The organism is Paenibacillus sp. DP01 (genome assembly GCF_044784315.1).
Lineage (GTDB): Bacteria > Bacillota > Bacilli > Paenibacillales > Paenibacillaceae > Paenibacillus > Paenibacillus polymyxa.
Map to the genome: position 1 here is coordinate 1,467,498 of NZ_CP173059.1, position 15,643 is coordinate 1,483,140.

Consider the following 15,643-nt stretch of genomic DNA (forward strand, 5'->3'; position numbering starts at 1 on the left):
CGTGCGGATACAACGGCTTCTTCTCTTGTCTCCGGAGGTCAGGATATTGTTGCCGGAAGCCTGGCTGGAGCTGGGATGCGCGAGATTTCGCCAGCGTCGTTCTTTTGGAGATTACTCAGGGGCTTGGGGTATATGTATGGAAGAAACTTCTTGGCAGTGTGAGATCGGGCAGGAGAAGTCTATCCGTCACATTTCACAAGCTGTGGATGTAGCCAGCCGTTATACTCCTTGGCGCAGTAGCTGTCTTGTACAAGCCGCTGCCGCTATGACGTTGCTGGTACGCAGAAAACTGGACTGTACACTGTATCTGGGCACAGCCAAAAATGCTGCGGGACAATTGGCAGCACATGCATGGGTACGGAGTGGGCCGATCTATGTTACGGGAGAACGAGAGATGGGAGCGTTTACCGTGGTGGGAATATTCGGGAGACGTGCTGGGACAGCTACAAATACGAGGACAGCGGATAAAGGCAGTTCTCTGTTTTAGTTTTAGTGCGATATAAAAGGAACAAAGAACGTTCAAAGAATCGAAGGAGAAGAATCCATGACCACCAAGTCTATTTTGGAACTTGCGAATTGGAATGAGGATCAAGAATTAACGTTGTTACTCTCTCTACTTCGTAAAGACGTCAATCTATGGCAGAATACGATGACTGCTTTCCAGTTGCAGGAGATCGATTGGTCCCGCTTGCTGCGTCTGACAGAACACCATCGTGTGATACCTACGGTGTATCTCCAGCTGAAAACGTTGAATCACCCGTTCATTCCCGCAGAATTGCTGCGAAACCTTCAGGCGCAATATCATCGAAACACGCTGCGCATGCTCCATCTTCAAGCAGAAGCCGAGCGTCTGACCAGACTGCTCACAGCTCATGGAATTCGTGTGCTGATGTTGAAGGGTACTGCTCTGGCGCAGCAATTGTACGGGGATGTTTCCCTGCGTACCTCTAAAGACATTGATTTACTTATTGCCCCGGATGACATGGATGAAGCGGAGCACTGGATGAAGGAAGCTGGGTATGCGTCCAAAAGCGGAGAAGTGCGCGTCCTTGGCAGCTGGAAGTGGAAGGATCATCATGCCTCCTTCTTACATCCGCAAAAGAGGGTCGAAGTCGAGTTGCACTGGCGGCTTCACCCGGATGGGGGGCGGGAGCCCTCCTTTGACGAGCTTTGGGACTGCCGGCAAATGGGTAAAGCCCCAGCAGTTCGAGCCAGTCAGATGGCACCAGCGACGTCTGCCGACAGCAGGAATGTGACGACATCCTGCATGTATACGCTTGGCAGCGAGCATCAATTTCTGTACCTCAGCGCACACGGAGCGCGTCACGGCTGGTTCAGGCTGCGCTGGTTGGTTGACATCGACAGGCTTGCGGTACGTGCTGTCGATTGGAGGGCGCTACTGCCGCAAATGCGCCGTTACGGAGGCCTGCCCGCGGGCGGGCAGGCTTGGGCACTGGCCGCTGCGCTGTTCGGTACGCCGATCCCGGAGCCGATGCGTCCGATATCGGCTACCCGGCAGGCGCACAGGCTTGCGCTGAGCGCGCTGGCTTTTATGCAGGCCAGCGTCCCTGCGCCGTACCCGGTTGCCAATGGGGCGGGTACAGGCAGACTCGTTCGGCCAGAGCTATTGCCTAACGTAGCTTTGACCGAGTCAATGAATACCGCCCCTTCGGATGGCGGTATTTCAGCTAACGGAACCTCGGGCGAAGCTGTTCTGTACGCCGTCAGTAGTGCTGCTGGCATATCGAAAGATGCCAGCAGCATCCTTGGTGACCCGGTGAATACAGTGAACACTGCTGTAAGTAGCCTTGCCAAGCCTGTAGGTGCTGCTACAGTCGCCTCCAGTCCAGCCATTGCTGGAGCTACAACAACAGCGTTTACTCCTCAACCGGTTAGCCGCGCTTACCTGCTTTCCTTAAAGGAGCCAAGACACAGACTATGGTATCTCATCAGCCGTTTGTTTCCTTCTACGAGGGATTCAGTCATTTGCCCACTGCCTCGCCAGCTGCATTTTTTGTATATTCCTTTACGTCCATTTCTTTGGCTAAAACGTCGATTTTCAAAGCACTAACCCGATAAGGAGTGTACATGATGACTCATCTGCGATTATATATGACCAAGCTGTATAGCGTGAACGGCGGGGCGTTATTTCTTAATATTGGATGTATGATGATCGTCAGTCTACTGGAGGGTGTCGGCATTTATATGCTTGTTCCTATGCTGGCGGCCATCGGCGTATTTGGCGGTCATTCAGAGATGCCATTTCTGTCGGATGGATTTGATTATTTTTTGCCGTACATTCCTAAAAGCTGGCTGTTGCCGGGGATGCTAATGTTTTTCGTCATGCTGCTTACCGGGCAGGCTTGGCTTCAGCGTTACCAGTCCATTCTTAACTCACGGATTCAGCAGCGTTTTATGCGTTCCCTTCGAATAGACGTATACACTTCCTTTATGAAGGCGCAGTGGGCTTTTTATTTGCGTCAGCGTAAATCTGATTTTAGCCACGTGATGACGACCGAGCTGGCGCGTGTCAGTCAGGGAACGAATTTGCTTCTTCAACTGACCACGGCCGTCATGTTTACGCTAATCCAGATTGCGCTGGCTTTTTGGCTATCCCCTTCTTTAACCGGGCTGGTGTTTCTGAGTGGCTTGGTGTTGTTTGTCGTGTTCCGTCGCTCCATCCGAAATGCCAAACAATTAGGTGACCGTACCACTGAGCTGTCACAGATTTATTTTGCCGGAATTACGGATCATATGAACGGGATGAAAGATATTAAAAGCAATCTGCTGGAAGCAGCGAATATCCATTGGTTTCGCTCCCTGACGCAGCGGATGGAGGATAATACGACTCAGTTTGTCCGGCAAAATGCGACCACACAGTTTTTTCATCGCATAGCGGCAGCTGTTTTTGTCGTTAGTGTCCTATTTGTGTCGCTCCAGTGGCTGCATGTTACACCTGAAAAACTGATCGTGCTCGTTTTTATATTTTCCCGCTTATGGCCCAGGTTTGCCCTTATTCAAGCGAGCCTGGAATATATTATGTCTATGATCTCTGCTTTTGAGAGTGTAACTAAAGTGCAACGGGAATGCGAGGCTTTCTCAGATCCTTCTTTAATTGGGCTTACATCCTCTGAGAATCATGTCCCATTCGATTCATCGGTATATCATTTGTCATCTACATCTACATCTGCACGGCAACCCCTATCCTTTCGTAATGGAATAGAATGCTGCCATTTGGATTATTGCTACGAGGGTGCGGCAGAGCCTGCCCTACGTCATATTAATTTGTTGATACCTGCCCGGGGAATGACCGCCATTGTAGGGAAATCAGGAGCAGGCAAAAGCACAATGGTCGATGTTCTGATGGGTTTTTTACGCCCAACTGGAGGACAGATTAAAATCGATGGTCATGTACTGGACGACAAATTGCTGCCGCTGTGGCGGCAGTCGTTTGGCTATGTGTCACAGGACCCGTTTTTGTTCCATGCGACCGTCCGTGAAAATTTGAAGCTGGCCGATAAGGATGCTAGTGAACAACAGCTATGGGAGGCGTTACATTTTGCAGCTGCAGACAACTTTGTATCCAGACTGCCAGAAGGGCTGGACACAGTCATTGGTGATCGCGGGATTCGTCTGTCCGGGGGAGAGCGTCAACGGCTGGTATTAGCGCGGGCTATTTTGCATCATCCTCCTGTACTCATCCTGGATGAAGCGACAAGTGCGCTGGATGGTGAGCACGAGGCTGCAATTCAGGCAGCATTGGAACGGATGAAAGGTCAAATGACGTTGATCGTGATCGCTCACCGTCTGTCAACGATCAGACATGCAGATCAAATTGTTGTTCTGGATCAAGGCGAGGTCATACAGCAGGGGAACTACCACCAACTGGTAGAAGAGGAGCGGGGGGCGTTCAGTCAGCTACTTTCGTATCAAAGCACTGTCAGCGCCGCCCCTTAGTCATAAGAGAGTCACCCTCCATAAATATACTAAAAATTTTGCAACAAAAAGGCGCTAATATTTTATATTCTGATCCTTATGTTCCAGAATATAAAGTAATACAAAGCTTCAGTTTGAAGAGTACTGAAATTAATGAGGTCAAATCTTTATCCATTTTGGCATACCAATGTCTAATCCGTAAGCCTCACGGGGATCTTTTCGCACAAGAAATGAAGACGACTTATAAAGACTTGATAAATGATTTTAAAATACGGAAAATGACAAAAAGCTAAATAACAACCCCCCTTTTTTAACAAAAGGCGTGCATCGATATTAATATCGATGCACGCCTTTATTGATGGTACTGCTCCATACTAACCGCACAGCTGTCATCTCTGTCATCAACATGTCATCATTTTCTTTGTGACATGTTGGCGCTGATCAATACGTTAGCGAGCATTGCATGTCACATGAAATAGTGAAGATTTGTAACTAGCTTAAATGATAGCGAGTGAGTGACAATTGGATTACTGAAGACGACCCAATATGCTTGTATGCAGAAAGAGTCGTACTTCAAAAAAATCCATGAGGTGAATGCCGAATTTTAAATTGATGGTTAAAGGGGATTTTTAGGGAATTTAGAAAATAATAAGTAAGTATTTCAGGAGGTTTTTATGAAAAAGAAAATGATTATTGCACTTGGTGCTTCTGCTATAATGCTGGCTAATTTTGTAGGAAGTACTTATGCAGATTCGAAAACAGTAGTTCCTGTTACAGCTCCCTACAATATAAATCAAATAGCAGAATGGTTAGAAGCGCATGCAAAGCCTTTAAAAACAACGAATCCAACTGCACCTCTTAATGATTTAAAACCACTTAAGAATATGGTAGGTTCAGCTTCAATTGTAGGTTTAGGTGAAGCTACACATGGGGCTCATGAAGTTTATACAATGAAACACCGCATTGTTAATTATTTAGTATCTGAAAAGGGCTTTACCAACTTAGTTTTAGAAGAGGGATGGGACAGAGCTTTGGAACTTGATCGATATGTTCTTACTGGTAAGGGAAACCCAAGCCAACATCTATCACCTGCATTTAAGACGAAAGAAATGTTACATCTACTTAGTTGGATTCGGCAATATAATGCTAATCCAAAACATAAATCTAAAGTGCGTGTCATTGGGATGGATATTCAATCAGTAAACGAGAATGTTTATAATAATATAGTAGAATATATAAAAAGAAACAATTCAGATCTTGTGCCTAGAGTTGAAAAGAAGATAAGAGGGCTTATTCCTGTAACAAAGGATATGGATACCTTTGGCAGCCTTACGCAAAAAGAAAAAGAAAAGTATATTTCAGATGCTAAACAAATCAGTGCTTTATTAGAACAAAATAAAAGCTATCTAAATGGAAAATCCAGAGAGTTTGCATGGATAAAACAAAATGCCCGTATTATTGAACAATTTACTACAATGTTAGCGTCACCACCTGATAAACCATCCGACCTTTTTTTGAAACATGATATTGCAATGTGTGAAAATGCGAAGTGGACTGAAGAACATTTAGGAAAAACCATTGTTTGGGGACATAACGGACACGTTTCGAAAACAAATATGATTCCTTTTATATACCCTAAAGTAGCTGGGCAGCATTTAGCGGAATATTATGGGGAACGGTATGTATCTATTGGAACATCAGTTTACGAAGGGCAATATAATGTCTACAATAATGACGGTAAATTTGGCCCATATGGAACATTAAAATCAGATGATCCCAACAGCTATAACTACATCTTTGGACATGTCAAAAAAGATCAATTTATTATAGATTTACGTAAGACGAACGGAGTGACAAAAACTTGGTTAAACCAACAACATCCAATTTTCGCTGGAATAACTACGGAAGGCCCTGATATACCAAAAACTGTTGATATATCATTAGGTAAATCGTTTGATATACTTGTTCAAATTCAAAAAGTGAGTCCATCTCAACTACATCAATAAATTTGTAATAATGTGGCTCAACGAAGTGTAGTATTGATTGTAGTGTAGTGTTATGTCAATAGAGTTGATTAAAAATGTCAGTCATGTTATTCCATTAAAGGGGATGTAGGATAGAAACACTTCGCCATCCCCCTAAATGAAAATTTTCTGTCTCTACATTTAGTTATTTCCTTTCCTGTAAAGCTCACGTTTCTTTACGTTTAGCAGGGCTCCTTTTCTTTTTGACTGGAGCAGGAGAGATGGCGTCGCCTGCCACAGCTTGTTGTGCTGTCACGGCTGCTGGTTTACGCGCAGGACGTTTTTTCGCAGCAGGACCAGGATCGGTAACGACAGGCTTCACTGCCTCAATACTGGCTTGGAGGGCAGCCATTAAATCAACCACATTGGTCTGAGGCTGTGTTGGGGCAATTCGCACCTCTTCGCCAGCTACTTTATGCTGGATAAGATCCAGCAGACGCTCGCGGTACTGATCCGTATACTTTGCTGCATCAAAAGGGGTAGATAGCTGCTCAATCAACATTTTTGCCATGGTCAGCTCTTTCTCTTTAACCTCCTCCTGTCCAGGTAAGTTGGGAACTTGAGCAATGGGACGGATTTCGTCCGGGTAAAACATGGTCTCCACCGCCAAGCATTCATCCAGCACGCGAATGGCTGCCAGACTGCTTTTCGAGCGGATGGAGATTTGGGCAATCCCGATTTTTCCGGTATCCTTCATTGCATTCATGAGCAGCTTATACGCATTGGAGCCGGCCTGATCCGGGGACAAATAATACGTTTTCTGAAAGTAGATCGGATCAATTTCCTGTAAATCCACAAAGTCCAAAATCACGATATTTTTATCGGCTTGCCCGCTAACTTGCTCCAGTTCCTCCTTGTCGAACATGACAAATTTTCCTTTTTCATATTCGTATCCTTTTCCAATTTCCTCCCATTCAACCTCCTTATCACAAACAGGGCACTTCCGTACATAGCTCAGTGGACTCCCACATTCCTTGTGAATATAACGCATGGAAATATCCTTGTCCTCAGTAGCTGAAAACATTTTAACTGGCACATGAACCAGCCCAAAGCTGATCGCGCCTTTCCAGACTGTATGCATACCGCCAGTCCTCCTTTTTTACCCGCATATTTCATATTTCGATTCCGGACACCCGGGCTGTGAGCATTTCCTTTTTCACTTAGTATGCTTCGCACAAAGGAATGTATGAGGTGCAAATGTAGGCTACGAATTGCTTTCACTTGCGCATGGTTTCGGTTTTATTGGTGAATGTTAAGTCATATCCGATTCAAAAGGAGGTACACCATTGATGCCTAGAAAACCTTATCCTCAGCAGATCAGTCATCGTGTGGGGCAAAGTCAGATTGCCTTTCGAGGGCCTGCTGCAGGCGAACAGGATGCATTGCCACCCGAGTTTGCTCTTTCACATGGAACGCCGCCGCCTTTTCCCGTAGCTGTCGCTCATGTGGATTTGGAGGCTGTAGTTTCAACTTCGCCTTCTCATAGCTTTCCTTCATTGGATGTGGAACGGATTATAGACGAAGACTAGGTGACCTATATTTCTAAATATCACAAAAACAATGAGCAGGGGGAGAACAGTATGAATGTGGAGCGAGCAAAAGCCATTTATGATTCATCCGAAACGATTGCCGTCCAATTGGATGGCAAACCGATTTGGATTGAGCATGTAGATGAAGCGAATGGTATGGCAACGATACAGATCGGCAGCAGACCCGGCAATACACAAACCGTTCGTGTGGATCGATTGGAAGAACAATAGGAGAGGGAATCCAACCTAAAAAGGCTCGCAATTGCTCAATGAGCAATTAGCGAACCTTATTTTATATAATAAGTGATTGTGGAGACAAGTTAAACGCCAAACAAGTTAATTTGAAGGTGGAACTGGTTTTTACACTGCAATGGTCTTCAAATGTGGAGAAACCATTAACTCAGCCTCTGTTGCCATTTGAACATCTTCCACCGACAAACCTGGAGCAATTTCCTTGAGCATCAGCCCTTTACCTGGAATAACATCGATGACACCCTTTTCGGTTACGATGGTCTTTACCACATTTACAGCGGTTAGGGGCAGCTTGCATTGTTTCAGTATTTTCGGCGCCCCATTTTTGTTCACATGCTCCATAGCTACAATCACTCTCTTGGCTCCAACCACCAAATCCATGGCTCCGCCCATGCCCGGCACCTTTTTCCCTGGGATCATCCAGTTTGCAAGGTTGCCTTTCTCATCGACCTCCAGAGCACCCAGAACGGTAACGTCCACATGCCCTCCACGTATAATGGAAAATGAAAGCGCACTGTCAATATAGCAGGCTCCTTTCACGGTTGTAACGTAGTTTCCGCCTGAATCGATACAATCGAGTCTTTCTTTTCCCGGAGCTGCTTTGGGACCAACGCCGACAATTCCGTTCTCCGCCTGCAGCATAATATTAACGTTTTCGGGGATATAGTCCACTGCCATGGTAGGCAATCCAATACCCAGGTTGACCACTTCGCCGTCTTTGAATTCCTGGGCTATTCTTCTAATAATCAATTCTCTGTTATTCATTGTCTCCACCTACCTTTACAATCGCATCGACAAATATTCCAGGAACATTGATATGATTGGGGTCAATTTCACCGGCCTTAACGTATTCATCGGTCTGAGCAACTACATACTCGGCTGCGGTAGCCATCACCAAATTGAAGTTGCGTGAAGAGCCGTTGATGACAAGGTTCCCTGCTTCATCAGCTTTATGGGCTCTGATAAGCGCCACATCGGCTTTCAGCGGCAGTTCGAGCAGATATTCTCTTTCATCAATTTTGATTTTCTTTTTTCCTTCCTCTACAATGGTGCCTACACCCACAGGGGTTAAAATACCACCCAAACCAGCACCACCTGCGCGTATTTTTTCAGCAAGCGTTCCTTGCGGGAAGAGTTGAACGTCCGCTTCTTTTGTCATCAAGAGCCTTCCTGTTTCGGGATTGGAGCCAATATAGGATGCGAAAATTCGCTTGACTCTTCCACTTTTTACAAGTCTATAAATAGATAATTCCGGTGTGCCTGTGTCATTGGAAATAATCGTAAGATTATCAGCGGAATTGGTGTCGACAAGCGCACGCACCAGCTCCTCCGGAATGCCTCCTTGCATAAAACCTCCAACCATCACTGTGTCTCCGTCTTTAATTTTCTTAACTGCTTCTTCAGCGGAGTTTACTTTTTTATTCATGGTTCTGTCTCCTTATCTATTTTTTAGGAAGCAAGCTTTATTGGAGATAATCGTATAGGACTCTTCCATATGGAAGTGTTAAATCGGCAATAAAATGTTTTCCGCCAACATAAGCTCTAACCGGCAAATCTGCCACCGGAGCGTTGACATGGGGGATCAGGCTTAATCTGGCAGGTCCTGACCAGGCGCCTTTTACAGTAATATCTTCGAGATTATACGCCACTAACTGAGCAATTTTAGGGGTACCGTCCACATCAGGAATTAATTTCAGATTAACTTGCGTTTTTGCGATGGCTTTAGCCGTTTCCTTTTCATCAAGAACGTTATATTTGAAAGGGGTGGTTCCCATGGCTACCAGGGCGTTATTATAATGCAAGGTACCCGTCAGCGTCTCTGTATCCTCAACGATCAGGCAAGGTTTCGCCCATTTTTTCGGAAATCCCCAGATTTCACGTCCCCCCAGAATAGCAGGTGCGTTATCCAGATACATTTGGGCAACAAAATTACACGGTTCTCCATTATAAGTACACGGAATGACAATGCCGCTTTCCTCATAGCTTCCTAAACCGGATGAATCGGGCATTTTGATCCATTCATAGGAAACCGTATTACTTCCATCCGGCTGAAGAGGTTCAGGGACCGCCTGTCTAATCGCCGCGGGATCGGATTCATAGGTAATAATAAAGAATTCCCGGTTGATGAACCGGCATGGCGGACGTCCATAACTACCACTGGCCGCAGGCATGGATTGGAGTGAAAGTACATCTTTTTGATTCATAGCGATCTCCCTTCCTTTTTAAGAGGTATTTCAACAATTATCTTGAACAAGCACTTTAAATGAGAGCATTTTCAACCAGCATGGCTATTCCCATTCCCGTTCCAATGCATAACGAGACTACGCCATAACGTGAAGATCTGCGTACCATTTCATGAACCAACGTAACCAATACTCTAGCACCGCTTGCACCAACAGGGTGACCGATTGCGATCGCGCCGCCATTGACATTGACTTTCTCTGGATTAACTCCAAGCTCTTTTTGCACCGCTAGAGCTTGTGCAGCGAACGCTTCGTTAATTTCAAAGAGATCAATGTCATCTATAGACATTCCCTGTTTCTTCAGCAGTGACGAAATGGCTTTTACCGGTCCCATTCCCATATATGCAGGGTCAACACCAACAAGCGAGTAACCTTTGATATATGCTAACGGCTTTAACGCATGTTCCTTACATTTGTCTTCCGACACGACTAGCATAGCCGCCGCACCATCATTGATGCCCGAAGCGTTTCCCGCAGTAACCGTTCCGTTCTCTTTAAACGCAGGTTTTAACTGAGAAAGTTTTTCTTTCGTCGTATTTCCTCTTATGTGTTCGTCCTCTGTGAAATAAGTAGTTTCTTTTTTGTTTTTGATCATGACCGGAACAATTTGCTCTTCAAAAACCTTGTTGTTTTTTGCTTCGACAGCCTTTATCTGGCTTTCATAAGCAAATGCATCTTGCTCAAGTCTTGAAATTCCATATTTTTCTGCAACATTTTCGGCGGTAATTCCCATATGGTAATGGTTGATCGGGCATGTTAGGCCATCGGCCACCAAGGAGTCTACCAATTCACCGTTACCGAGCTTGTAGCCGTTTCTAGCATTTTTTAGCAGATAAGGGGCGTTTGACATGCTCTCCATGCCACCGGCCAAGACGATGTTTCCTTGTTCTGCCAATATGGAATCGTAAGCTAACGCGACGGCATGAAGCCCTGAACCGCAAACCGTGTTTATCGTTGATTCGGGTACATCAATGGGGATACCGGCTTTTAGTGCCGCCTGTCTGGCAGGATTTTGACCATTGCCCGCTTGAAGAACATTTCCCATAAAAATTTGATCAATCAAAGAAGGCTCTAATTTACTTTGCTGAAGGCATGCTGTCATCATGGTTGCTCCCAGTTCAGGAGCGCTTAGGGGGGCAAGAGCTTTATTAAATGAACCGACCGCTGTTCTCAACGGGCTTACTATAGCTACTTTTTTCATAATCACATTCCTTTCGCTGTGTTCAAGGACACAATACATCCATGACTGCACTTCCATTCGTAATTCCGGTCCTAACCTACGAAACGTAAAAACTGCAAGATACATTTACATGCGGGCATATCATGGTGCCTAAGACAGTGAGTATGACGGTCCGATCGCCTTCTTTCCTTTCTGGAAATTAAAACCAGAATTATCATAGTTCTAATACAGATTTTGCTCAATGTTCAAATCTTTACATAGATCCAAATACAGATGTTTATAGAGCCATATCGTCCACATTAAGTAGGTCATTCTAATGTTTTCTGTTAATTTCTTGATTTTTCTGAAAATAGTGATCAAAAATTGAATTTTATGTTAAATACGAAAGTGCAAATCAATCTGTGAAAAAAATTTCTTGGTAAATTTCATTTAGCTCATCGCAGGGGAAAACTCCCTCTATATGTAAATTCGCAACCGACTTATAGCATCTAAAAGAGCAAAGCAGGTTGCCAATCCAAATGAATACATTTGGAATTCGGATAAATATCAATCCATATATGTCTGGGCCACCTATAGCATTGACGTTATAACGTCAGTGTTTTTTTATTTGCTCGGGTGAACAAAAAAGAAGCCGACTGCTTGAAAGCAATCGGCTTGGAACGTAAAAATTTCACTTCAACAGCTCACGAAAAATGTACGTCTGCCGTCGTGAGCAAACGCGCAAAACGATTACCTAGCACTGCATTGTGATGAGCTACGATTTGTTCGCCGCTTAGTACCTTGCTATCAAATGTACTATGCGCATCCGATACGAGCACGTTGTTCTGGTATCCCAGACTATAGGCACTTCGGCAAGTCGTGTCGAGACAAAATTCAGTCTGCATTCCGGCAATAATCAGCTGGCTTGCCCCCAATCCCTGGAGCACATCACGCAATTCAGTTTGGTAGAAGCTGTCCCAGGATGATTTTCGGACAATTCGTTCCTGAGGAAGAGGACGCACCACGTCTGCGATGGCCCAGCCTAGACTGTTTTCCCGGAAATCCTCATCCGCTTCATCGGTATGCTGCACGAAAATGACCGGTGTACCAGAAGCTCTGGCTTCGGTTAAAAGCTGCTGCAAATGCGCCACAACTTCCTGTTCACGATACAGCTTCTCATCATACATGAACATAGCCTGCTGAACATCAATCAAGAGTAAAACGGTTTGTCCCATCAGTTCGATTCCCTCCCTATGTGTAACACTTAACTTACAATAGCATGTCTTCATGCCTTGCGGCGACATAAGGTGAACTATATAATAAAGAACAAGTTGGAACGGTCCGATTCGGACGAAAGGTGATTAAAAGAGATGACAATTTCGCAGGAACAGTTTGTATTCCGTTCTGTCTCAGAGGCACAGACCGGGACATTAGCAGGCTTTTTGGCAGCCCAAGCGGTTCCCGGAACCGTGATTGTGCTGGATGGAGATCTGGGAGCGGGCAAGACTGCTTTTTCCAAGGCTTTTGCCAGCCATTTAGGGGTGCCGGGTATCGTAAATAGTCCAACCTTCACCCTCATTAAGGAGTACGAGGGCCGATTGCCTTTGTATCATATGGATGTATACCGTATCTCTCAGGACGAGGCGGAGGATCTGGGGCTGGACGAATACTTTTACGGGACAGGAGTATGTCTGGTGGAATGGGGTAGTATTATACCGGATATGTTGCCGAATCAGCGGCTTCACATGTATATAGAAACAACGGATGTAGGGGAGCGCTTGATTCACCTGACCGGGTACGGCGAGCCTTATGAACAATGGTGCCGCAGCTTGCGGGAGAATGGAGTTTGAACCATGCAAAGAGAGCATACAGATGTAAATGAAAAGCCGCGTGAGCGGTTTTTGACGTTAGATACAGCGACGACTGTAATGGCGGCCGCCCTGATGAACGGAAAAGAGCTGCTGGGAGAAAGTAATGTTTATGGCGAACGCAATCACTCGGTGCATGTCATTTCTGAGCTGGAACGGCTTTTGAGCGAAGCAGGACTGACACGCGATGATGTGGACGGTCTTGCAGTAGGTGTTGGACCGGGATCTTACACTGGCATCCGAATCGCGGTGACCGCAGCCAAGACGCTAGCTTGGGCCTGGGGAGTTCCGGTGACATCCATTTCCACTTTGCAGGCTTTGGCTTGGGGTGGATGGAATCATGGTATCGAAATGAAGGGGCAAGAAGGTAAACATGAGTCTGCGAATAACGACTCGTCTGGGACGCAGGCAGCAGATTGGATTGTGCCTGTGCTGGATGCCCGCCGTGGTCAGGTGTACACGGGGCTGTTCACTGCGAATTCAGTTAACGACAGCGGTAGCCCGCAGCGGTTAGAGGCGGATGCTATCCGGTTGATGACTGCGTGGACCGATGATCTGCTGCAACGTTTGGAGGTTTTGCCTGTCGAAGAGCGTCCTGCGGTGATTTGGCTCGTCGGTGAAACGACGATTCACGCCGAAACAGCGGAGCGCTTGCGTGCATGGAGCGAGCTTCGTATTGTACCGTATGAGCTGGAAGGAAAATGGGTTGGCCGCCTTGGGGCGGATAAGCTGCTTCGTCAGGAATATGACGAGCTACATACGCTGGTTCCGAATTATACCCAGCTGGCGGAGGCGGAAGCCAATCTGCTTCGTCAGCGCTGAAGAGGCGGTGAGCAACATGGCAAAGAACATACAGCGGGAAGAGAAACTTGAGTTTCGCTTAATGCAACTGGATGACATCCCCGATGTGCTGGAGATTGAGCATGAAGCGTTCACGCTGCCGTGGACGGAGGAAGCCTTCCGCAATGAGCTGACGATGAATCATTTCGCTAAATATATGATTATGGAGCTTAATGGACGAGCTATTGGTTACGCAGGCATGTGGACGATTATGGATGAGGCGCATATTACGAATATTGCGGTTCGTGAGGCTTATCGTGGACGCAAGCTTGGAGACAAGCTGTTGGATGAGCTGATGCAGACTGCCTCTTATTTAGGGATGGAGCGTATGACCCTAGAGGTCCGGGTAACGAACCGGATCGCTCAGGGCTTGTATGAGAAAAAGGGCTTTAAGCCTGCAGGTGTACGCAAGGGCTATTATTCGGATAATAACGAGGATGCCGTGATTATGTGGGCGGATATTCCCGCACACGGGACATCCGGTGAACAGGAAGGAAGCGTGCAGGAGCAATGACGCAAGCGGAAAAAGCAGGTACAGGCTCTGTCTCTAGCGAGCCTTGCTATATACTGGCAGTGGAAACGAGTTGTGATGAAACAGCTGTTTCCGTCGTGAAAAATGGCACAGAGGTGCTTTCGAATCTGATCTCCAGTCAGATTGAAACACACAAAGCCTTTGGCGGTGTTGTGCCAGAGGTAGCGTCGCGCAAACATGTGGAAAGCATTACCTATATGCTGGACGAGGCTATGCAAACATCGGGAATCAGCCCCCGTGAGATTTCAGCGGTTGCCGTGACGCAAGGACCAGGACTGGTTGGCGCATTGCTGGTTGGTATAGTCGCCGCCAAGAGCGCTGCTATGGCGTTCGGCAAACCGTTAATCGGAACGCATCATATTGCGGGACATATTTATGCAAATCAGTTGGAGCATGATATTGTATATCCGTGCATTGCTCTCGTGGTGTCAGGAGGGCATACCGAGCTGGTGCTGATGGAGTCCGAAGGTCATTTTCAACTTATTGGTCGTACAAGGGATGATGCGGTTGGAGAAGCCTACGACAAAGTAGCGCGAGCCATCGGATTTCCATATCCCGGCGGTCCGCATGTGGATCGTGTAGCCCATGAATCGGAGGAAGTGGTTACTTTGCCGCGTGCATGGCTGGAGCCGGATTCTTATGATTTTAGCTTTAGCGGCTTGAAATCGGCGGTGCTGAATGTAATTAACCAGACGAAAATGCGCGGAGAAACCGTTCATGCGGGAGCGATTGCAAGAGGCTTTCAAGAGTCGGTCGTAGAGGTGCTGGTGGAAAAAGCAATTCGCGCTATGCGTGAATACGGTGCGAAGCAGCTGCTGCTTTGCGGCGGTGTTGCTGCTAATCGTGGACTACGTACAGCATTGCGGGAACGCTGTGAGCGTGAAGGCATCGAACTGCTTGTACCCTCCATGAAATACTGTACAGATAACGCAGCGATGATCGGTGCCGCGGCATACGCCAAGTGGAAGCGCGGAGAATTCACCTCATTGGACATGAAAGCTGATCCAGGGCTGTCTCTGGAAGAGTGGTCTGTTCAAACTTAATTGAGCGAATAGGAAGGACACGACACATTCAGGGTCGTGTCTTTTTTATTCTGCGCTATACATATATATAAATAGAATTTCAAGAGGATAAAATACAGGAGTTTGAGCGAATGATTGCCAGCATCTTATTTCCTTGCATGATTCGTCACAATTGTTCACGATTTTTCATGTTCCACCAAAAAAACATGAAAATTTTATACTGTCCGAATAATGATGT

At 46.3% G+C, this 15,643-nt stretch carries 16 protein-coding genes; 10 read left to right on the top strand and 6 right to left on the bottom strand.

The features are described from left to right. Position 1 precedes the first annotated feature (1 nt). From ACH59B_RS06230 to ACH59B_RS06245, 4 genes are all read left to right on the top strand, one after another. On the top strand, positions 2-487 hold the full coding sequence (locus ACH59B_RS06230) for a lasso peptide biosynthesis B2 protein (protein ID WP_242210626.1): 486 nt from the start codon (positions 2-4) through the stop codon (positions 485-487). A gap of 57 nt (positions 488-544) precedes the next feature. Further along, a complete protein-coding gene (locus ACH59B_RS06235; protein ID WP_404303505.1) occupies positions 545-2,071 on the top strand; it encodes a nucleotidyltransferase family protein in 1,527 nt (508 codons plus the stop codon). 20 nt (positions 2,072-2,091) lie between these two features. Beyond that, positions 2,092-3,957 carry an ABC transporter ATP-binding protein gene (locus ACH59B_RS06240; RefSeq protein WP_404303931.1) on the top strand — a complete coding sequence of 622 codons (1,866 nt, stop codon included), beginning with the start codon at positions 2,092-2,094 and terminating at the stop codon, positions 3,955-3,957. A 653-nt stretch (positions 3,958-4,610) separates the two neighbouring features. Further along, entirely contained in the window at positions 4,611-5,942 is a 1,332-nt protein-coding gene (locus ACH59B_RS06245; protein WP_404303506.1) for an erythromycin esterase family protein, read from the top strand. A gap of 184 nt (positions 5,943-6,126) precedes the next feature. Here ACH59B_RS06245 and ACH59B_RS06250 read toward each other — a convergent pair whose 3' ends face one another. After that, the gene (locus ACH59B_RS06250; protein ID WP_019686435.1) at positions 6,127-7,041 is read right to left on the bottom strand and encodes a Ku protein; all 915 of its coding nucleotides are present in this window, start codon (positions 7,039-7,041) and stop codon (positions 6,127-6,129) included. 208 nt (positions 7,042-7,249) lie between these two features. Here ACH59B_RS06250 and ACH59B_RS06255 point away from each other — a divergent pair, with 208 nt between their 5' ends. Next, on the top strand, positions 7,250-7,489 hold the full coding sequence (locus ACH59B_RS06255) for a hypothetical protein (protein ID WP_016821216.1): 240 nt from the start codon (positions 7,250-7,252) through the stop codon (positions 7,487-7,489). A 51-nt stretch (positions 7,490-7,540) separates the two neighbouring features. After that, positions 7,541-7,720, top strand: a complete 180-nt coding sequence (locus ACH59B_RS06260; RefSeq protein WP_025364276.1) for an H-type small acid-soluble spore protein — start codon at positions 7,541-7,543, stop codon at positions 7,718-7,720. A 129-nt stretch (positions 7,721-7,849) separates the two neighbouring features. Here ACH59B_RS06260 and ACH59B_RS06265 read toward each other — a convergent pair whose 3' ends face one another. From ACH59B_RS06265 to ACH59B_RS06285, 5 genes are all read right to left on the bottom strand, one after another. Beyond that, a complete protein-coding gene (locus ACH59B_RS06265; protein ID WP_039276907.1) occupies positions 7,850-8,506 on the bottom strand; it encodes a 3-oxoacid CoA-transferase subunit B in 657 nt (218 codons plus the stop codon). Beyond that, complete coding sequence (locus tag ACH59B_RS06270; RefSeq protein ID WP_025364277.1) at positions 8,499-9,167, bottom strand: CoA transferase subunit A; 669 nt, start codon at positions 9,165-9,167, stop codon at positions 8,499-8,501. The genes ACH59B_RS06265 and ACH59B_RS06270 overlap by 8 nt, the downstream gene beginning before the upstream one ends. 37 nt (positions 9,168-9,204) lie before the next feature. Then, a complete protein-coding gene (locus ACH59B_RS06275; RefSeq protein ID WP_404303507.1) occupies positions 9,205-9,945 on the bottom strand; it encodes an acetoacetate decarboxylase in 741 nt (246 codons plus the stop codon). 55 nt (positions 9,946-10,000) lie between these two features. After that, the gene (locus ACH59B_RS06280) at positions 10,001-11,185 is read right to left on the bottom strand and encodes an acetyl-CoA C-acetyltransferase (RefSeq protein ID WP_039277368.1); all 1,185 of its coding nucleotides are present in this window, start codon (positions 11,183-11,185) and stop codon (positions 10,001-10,003) included. A 662-nt stretch (positions 11,186-11,847) separates the two neighbouring features. Then, entirely contained in the window at positions 11,848-12,378 is a 531-nt protein-coding gene (locus tag ACH59B_RS06285) for a cysteine hydrolase family protein (RefSeq protein ID WP_016821206.1), read from the bottom strand. Positions 12,379-12,513: 135 nt separating this feature from the next. On the opposite strand from ACH59B_RS06285, the gene tsaE reads away from it, so the two are divergent. From tsaE to tsaD, 4 genes are read left to right on the top strand one after another with little or no spacing between them, the layout of a single operon-like run. After that, a complete protein-coding gene (tsaE, locus tag ACH59B_RS06290; RefSeq protein ID WP_016821205.1) occupies positions 12,514-12,993 on the top strand; it encodes a tRNA (adenosine(37)-N6)-threonylcarbamoyltransferase complex ATPase subunit type 1 TsaE in 480 nt (159 codons plus the stop codon). Positions 12,994-12,996: 3 nt separating this feature from the next. Next, positions 12,997-13,833 carry a tRNA (adenosine(37)-N6)-threonylcarbamoyltransferase complex dimerization subunit type 1 TsaB gene (gene tsaB, locus ACH59B_RS06295; RefSeq protein WP_025364281.1) on the top strand — a complete coding sequence of 279 codons (837 nt, stop codon included), beginning with the start codon at positions 12,997-12,999 and terminating at the stop codon, positions 13,831-13,833. 16 nt (positions 13,834-13,849) lie between these two features. Beyond that, positions 13,850-14,365: a ribosomal protein S18-alanine N-acetyltransferase gene (gene rimI, locus ACH59B_RS06300; protein WP_025364282.1), complete on the top strand. Its 516-nt coding sequence runs from the start codon at positions 13,850-13,852 to the stop codon at positions 14,363-14,365. Next, the gene (gene tsaD / locus ACH59B_RS06305) at positions 14,362-15,426 is read left to right on the top strand and encodes a tRNA (adenosine(37)-N6)-threonylcarbamoyltransferase complex transferase subunit TsaD (protein ID WP_017426493.1); all 1,065 of its coding nucleotides are present in this window, start codon (positions 14,362-14,364) and stop codon (positions 15,424-15,426) included. Before rimI ends, tsaD begins: the two co-directional genes overlap by 4 nt. Positions 15,427-15,643 lie beyond the last annotated feature (217 nt).

Coding starts and splice junctions, on each gene's coding strand:
- ACH59B_RS06235 (WP_404303505.1), top strand. CDS start 545: ATGACCACCAAGTCTATTTTGGAACTTGCGAATTGGAATGAGGATCAA.
- ACH59B_RS06240 (WP_404303931.1), top strand. CDS start 2,092: ATGACTCATCTGCGATTATATATGACCAAGCTGTATAGCGTGAACGGC.
- ACH59B_RS06245 (WP_404303506.1), top strand. CDS start 4,611: ATGAAAAAGAAAATGATTATTGCACTTGGTGCTTCTGCTATAATGCTG.
- ACH59B_RS06250 (WP_019686435.1), bottom strand. CDS start 7,041: ATGCATACAGTCTGGAAAGGCGCGATCAGCTTTGGGCTGGTTCATGTG.
- ACH59B_RS06255 (WP_016821216.1), top strand. CDS start 7,250: ATGCCTAGAAAACCTTATCCTCAGCAGATCAGTCATCGTGTGGGGCAA.
- ACH59B_RS06260 (WP_025364276.1), top strand. CDS start 7,541: ATGAATGTGGAGCGAGCAAAAGCCATTTATGATTCATCCGAAACGATT.
- ACH59B_RS06265 (WP_039276907.1), bottom strand. CDS start 8,506: ATGAATAACAGAGAATTGATTATTAGAAGAATAGCCCAGGAATTCAAA.
- ACH59B_RS06270 (WP_025364277.1), bottom strand. CDS start 9,167: ATGAATAAAAAAGTAAACTCCGCTGAAGAAGCAGTTAAGAAAATTAAA.
- ACH59B_RS06275 (WP_404303507.1), bottom strand. CDS start 9,945: ATGAATCAAAAAGATGTACTTTCACTCCAATCCATGCCTGCGGCCAGT.
- ACH59B_RS06280 (WP_039277368.1), bottom strand. CDS start 11,185: ATGAAAAAAGTAGCTATAGTAAGCCCGTTGAGAACAGCGGTCGGTTCA.
- ACH59B_RS06285 (WP_016821206.1), bottom strand. CDS start 12,378: ATGGGACAAACCGTTTTACTCTTGATTGATGTTCAGCAGGCTATGTTC.
- tsaE (WP_016821205.1), top strand. CDS start 12,514: ATGACAATTTCGCAGGAACAGTTTGTATTCCGTTCTGTCTCAGAGGCA.
- tsaB (WP_025364281.1), top strand. CDS start 12,997: ATGCAAAGAGAGCATACAGATGTAAATGAAAAGCCGCGTGAGCGGTTT.
- rimI (WP_025364282.1), top strand. CDS start 13,850: ATGGCAAAGAACATACAGCGGGAAGAGAAACTTGAGTTTCGCTTAATG.
- tsaD (WP_017426493.1), top strand. CDS start 14,362: ATGACGCAAGCGGAAAAAGCAGGTACAGGCTCTGTCTCTAGCGAGCCT.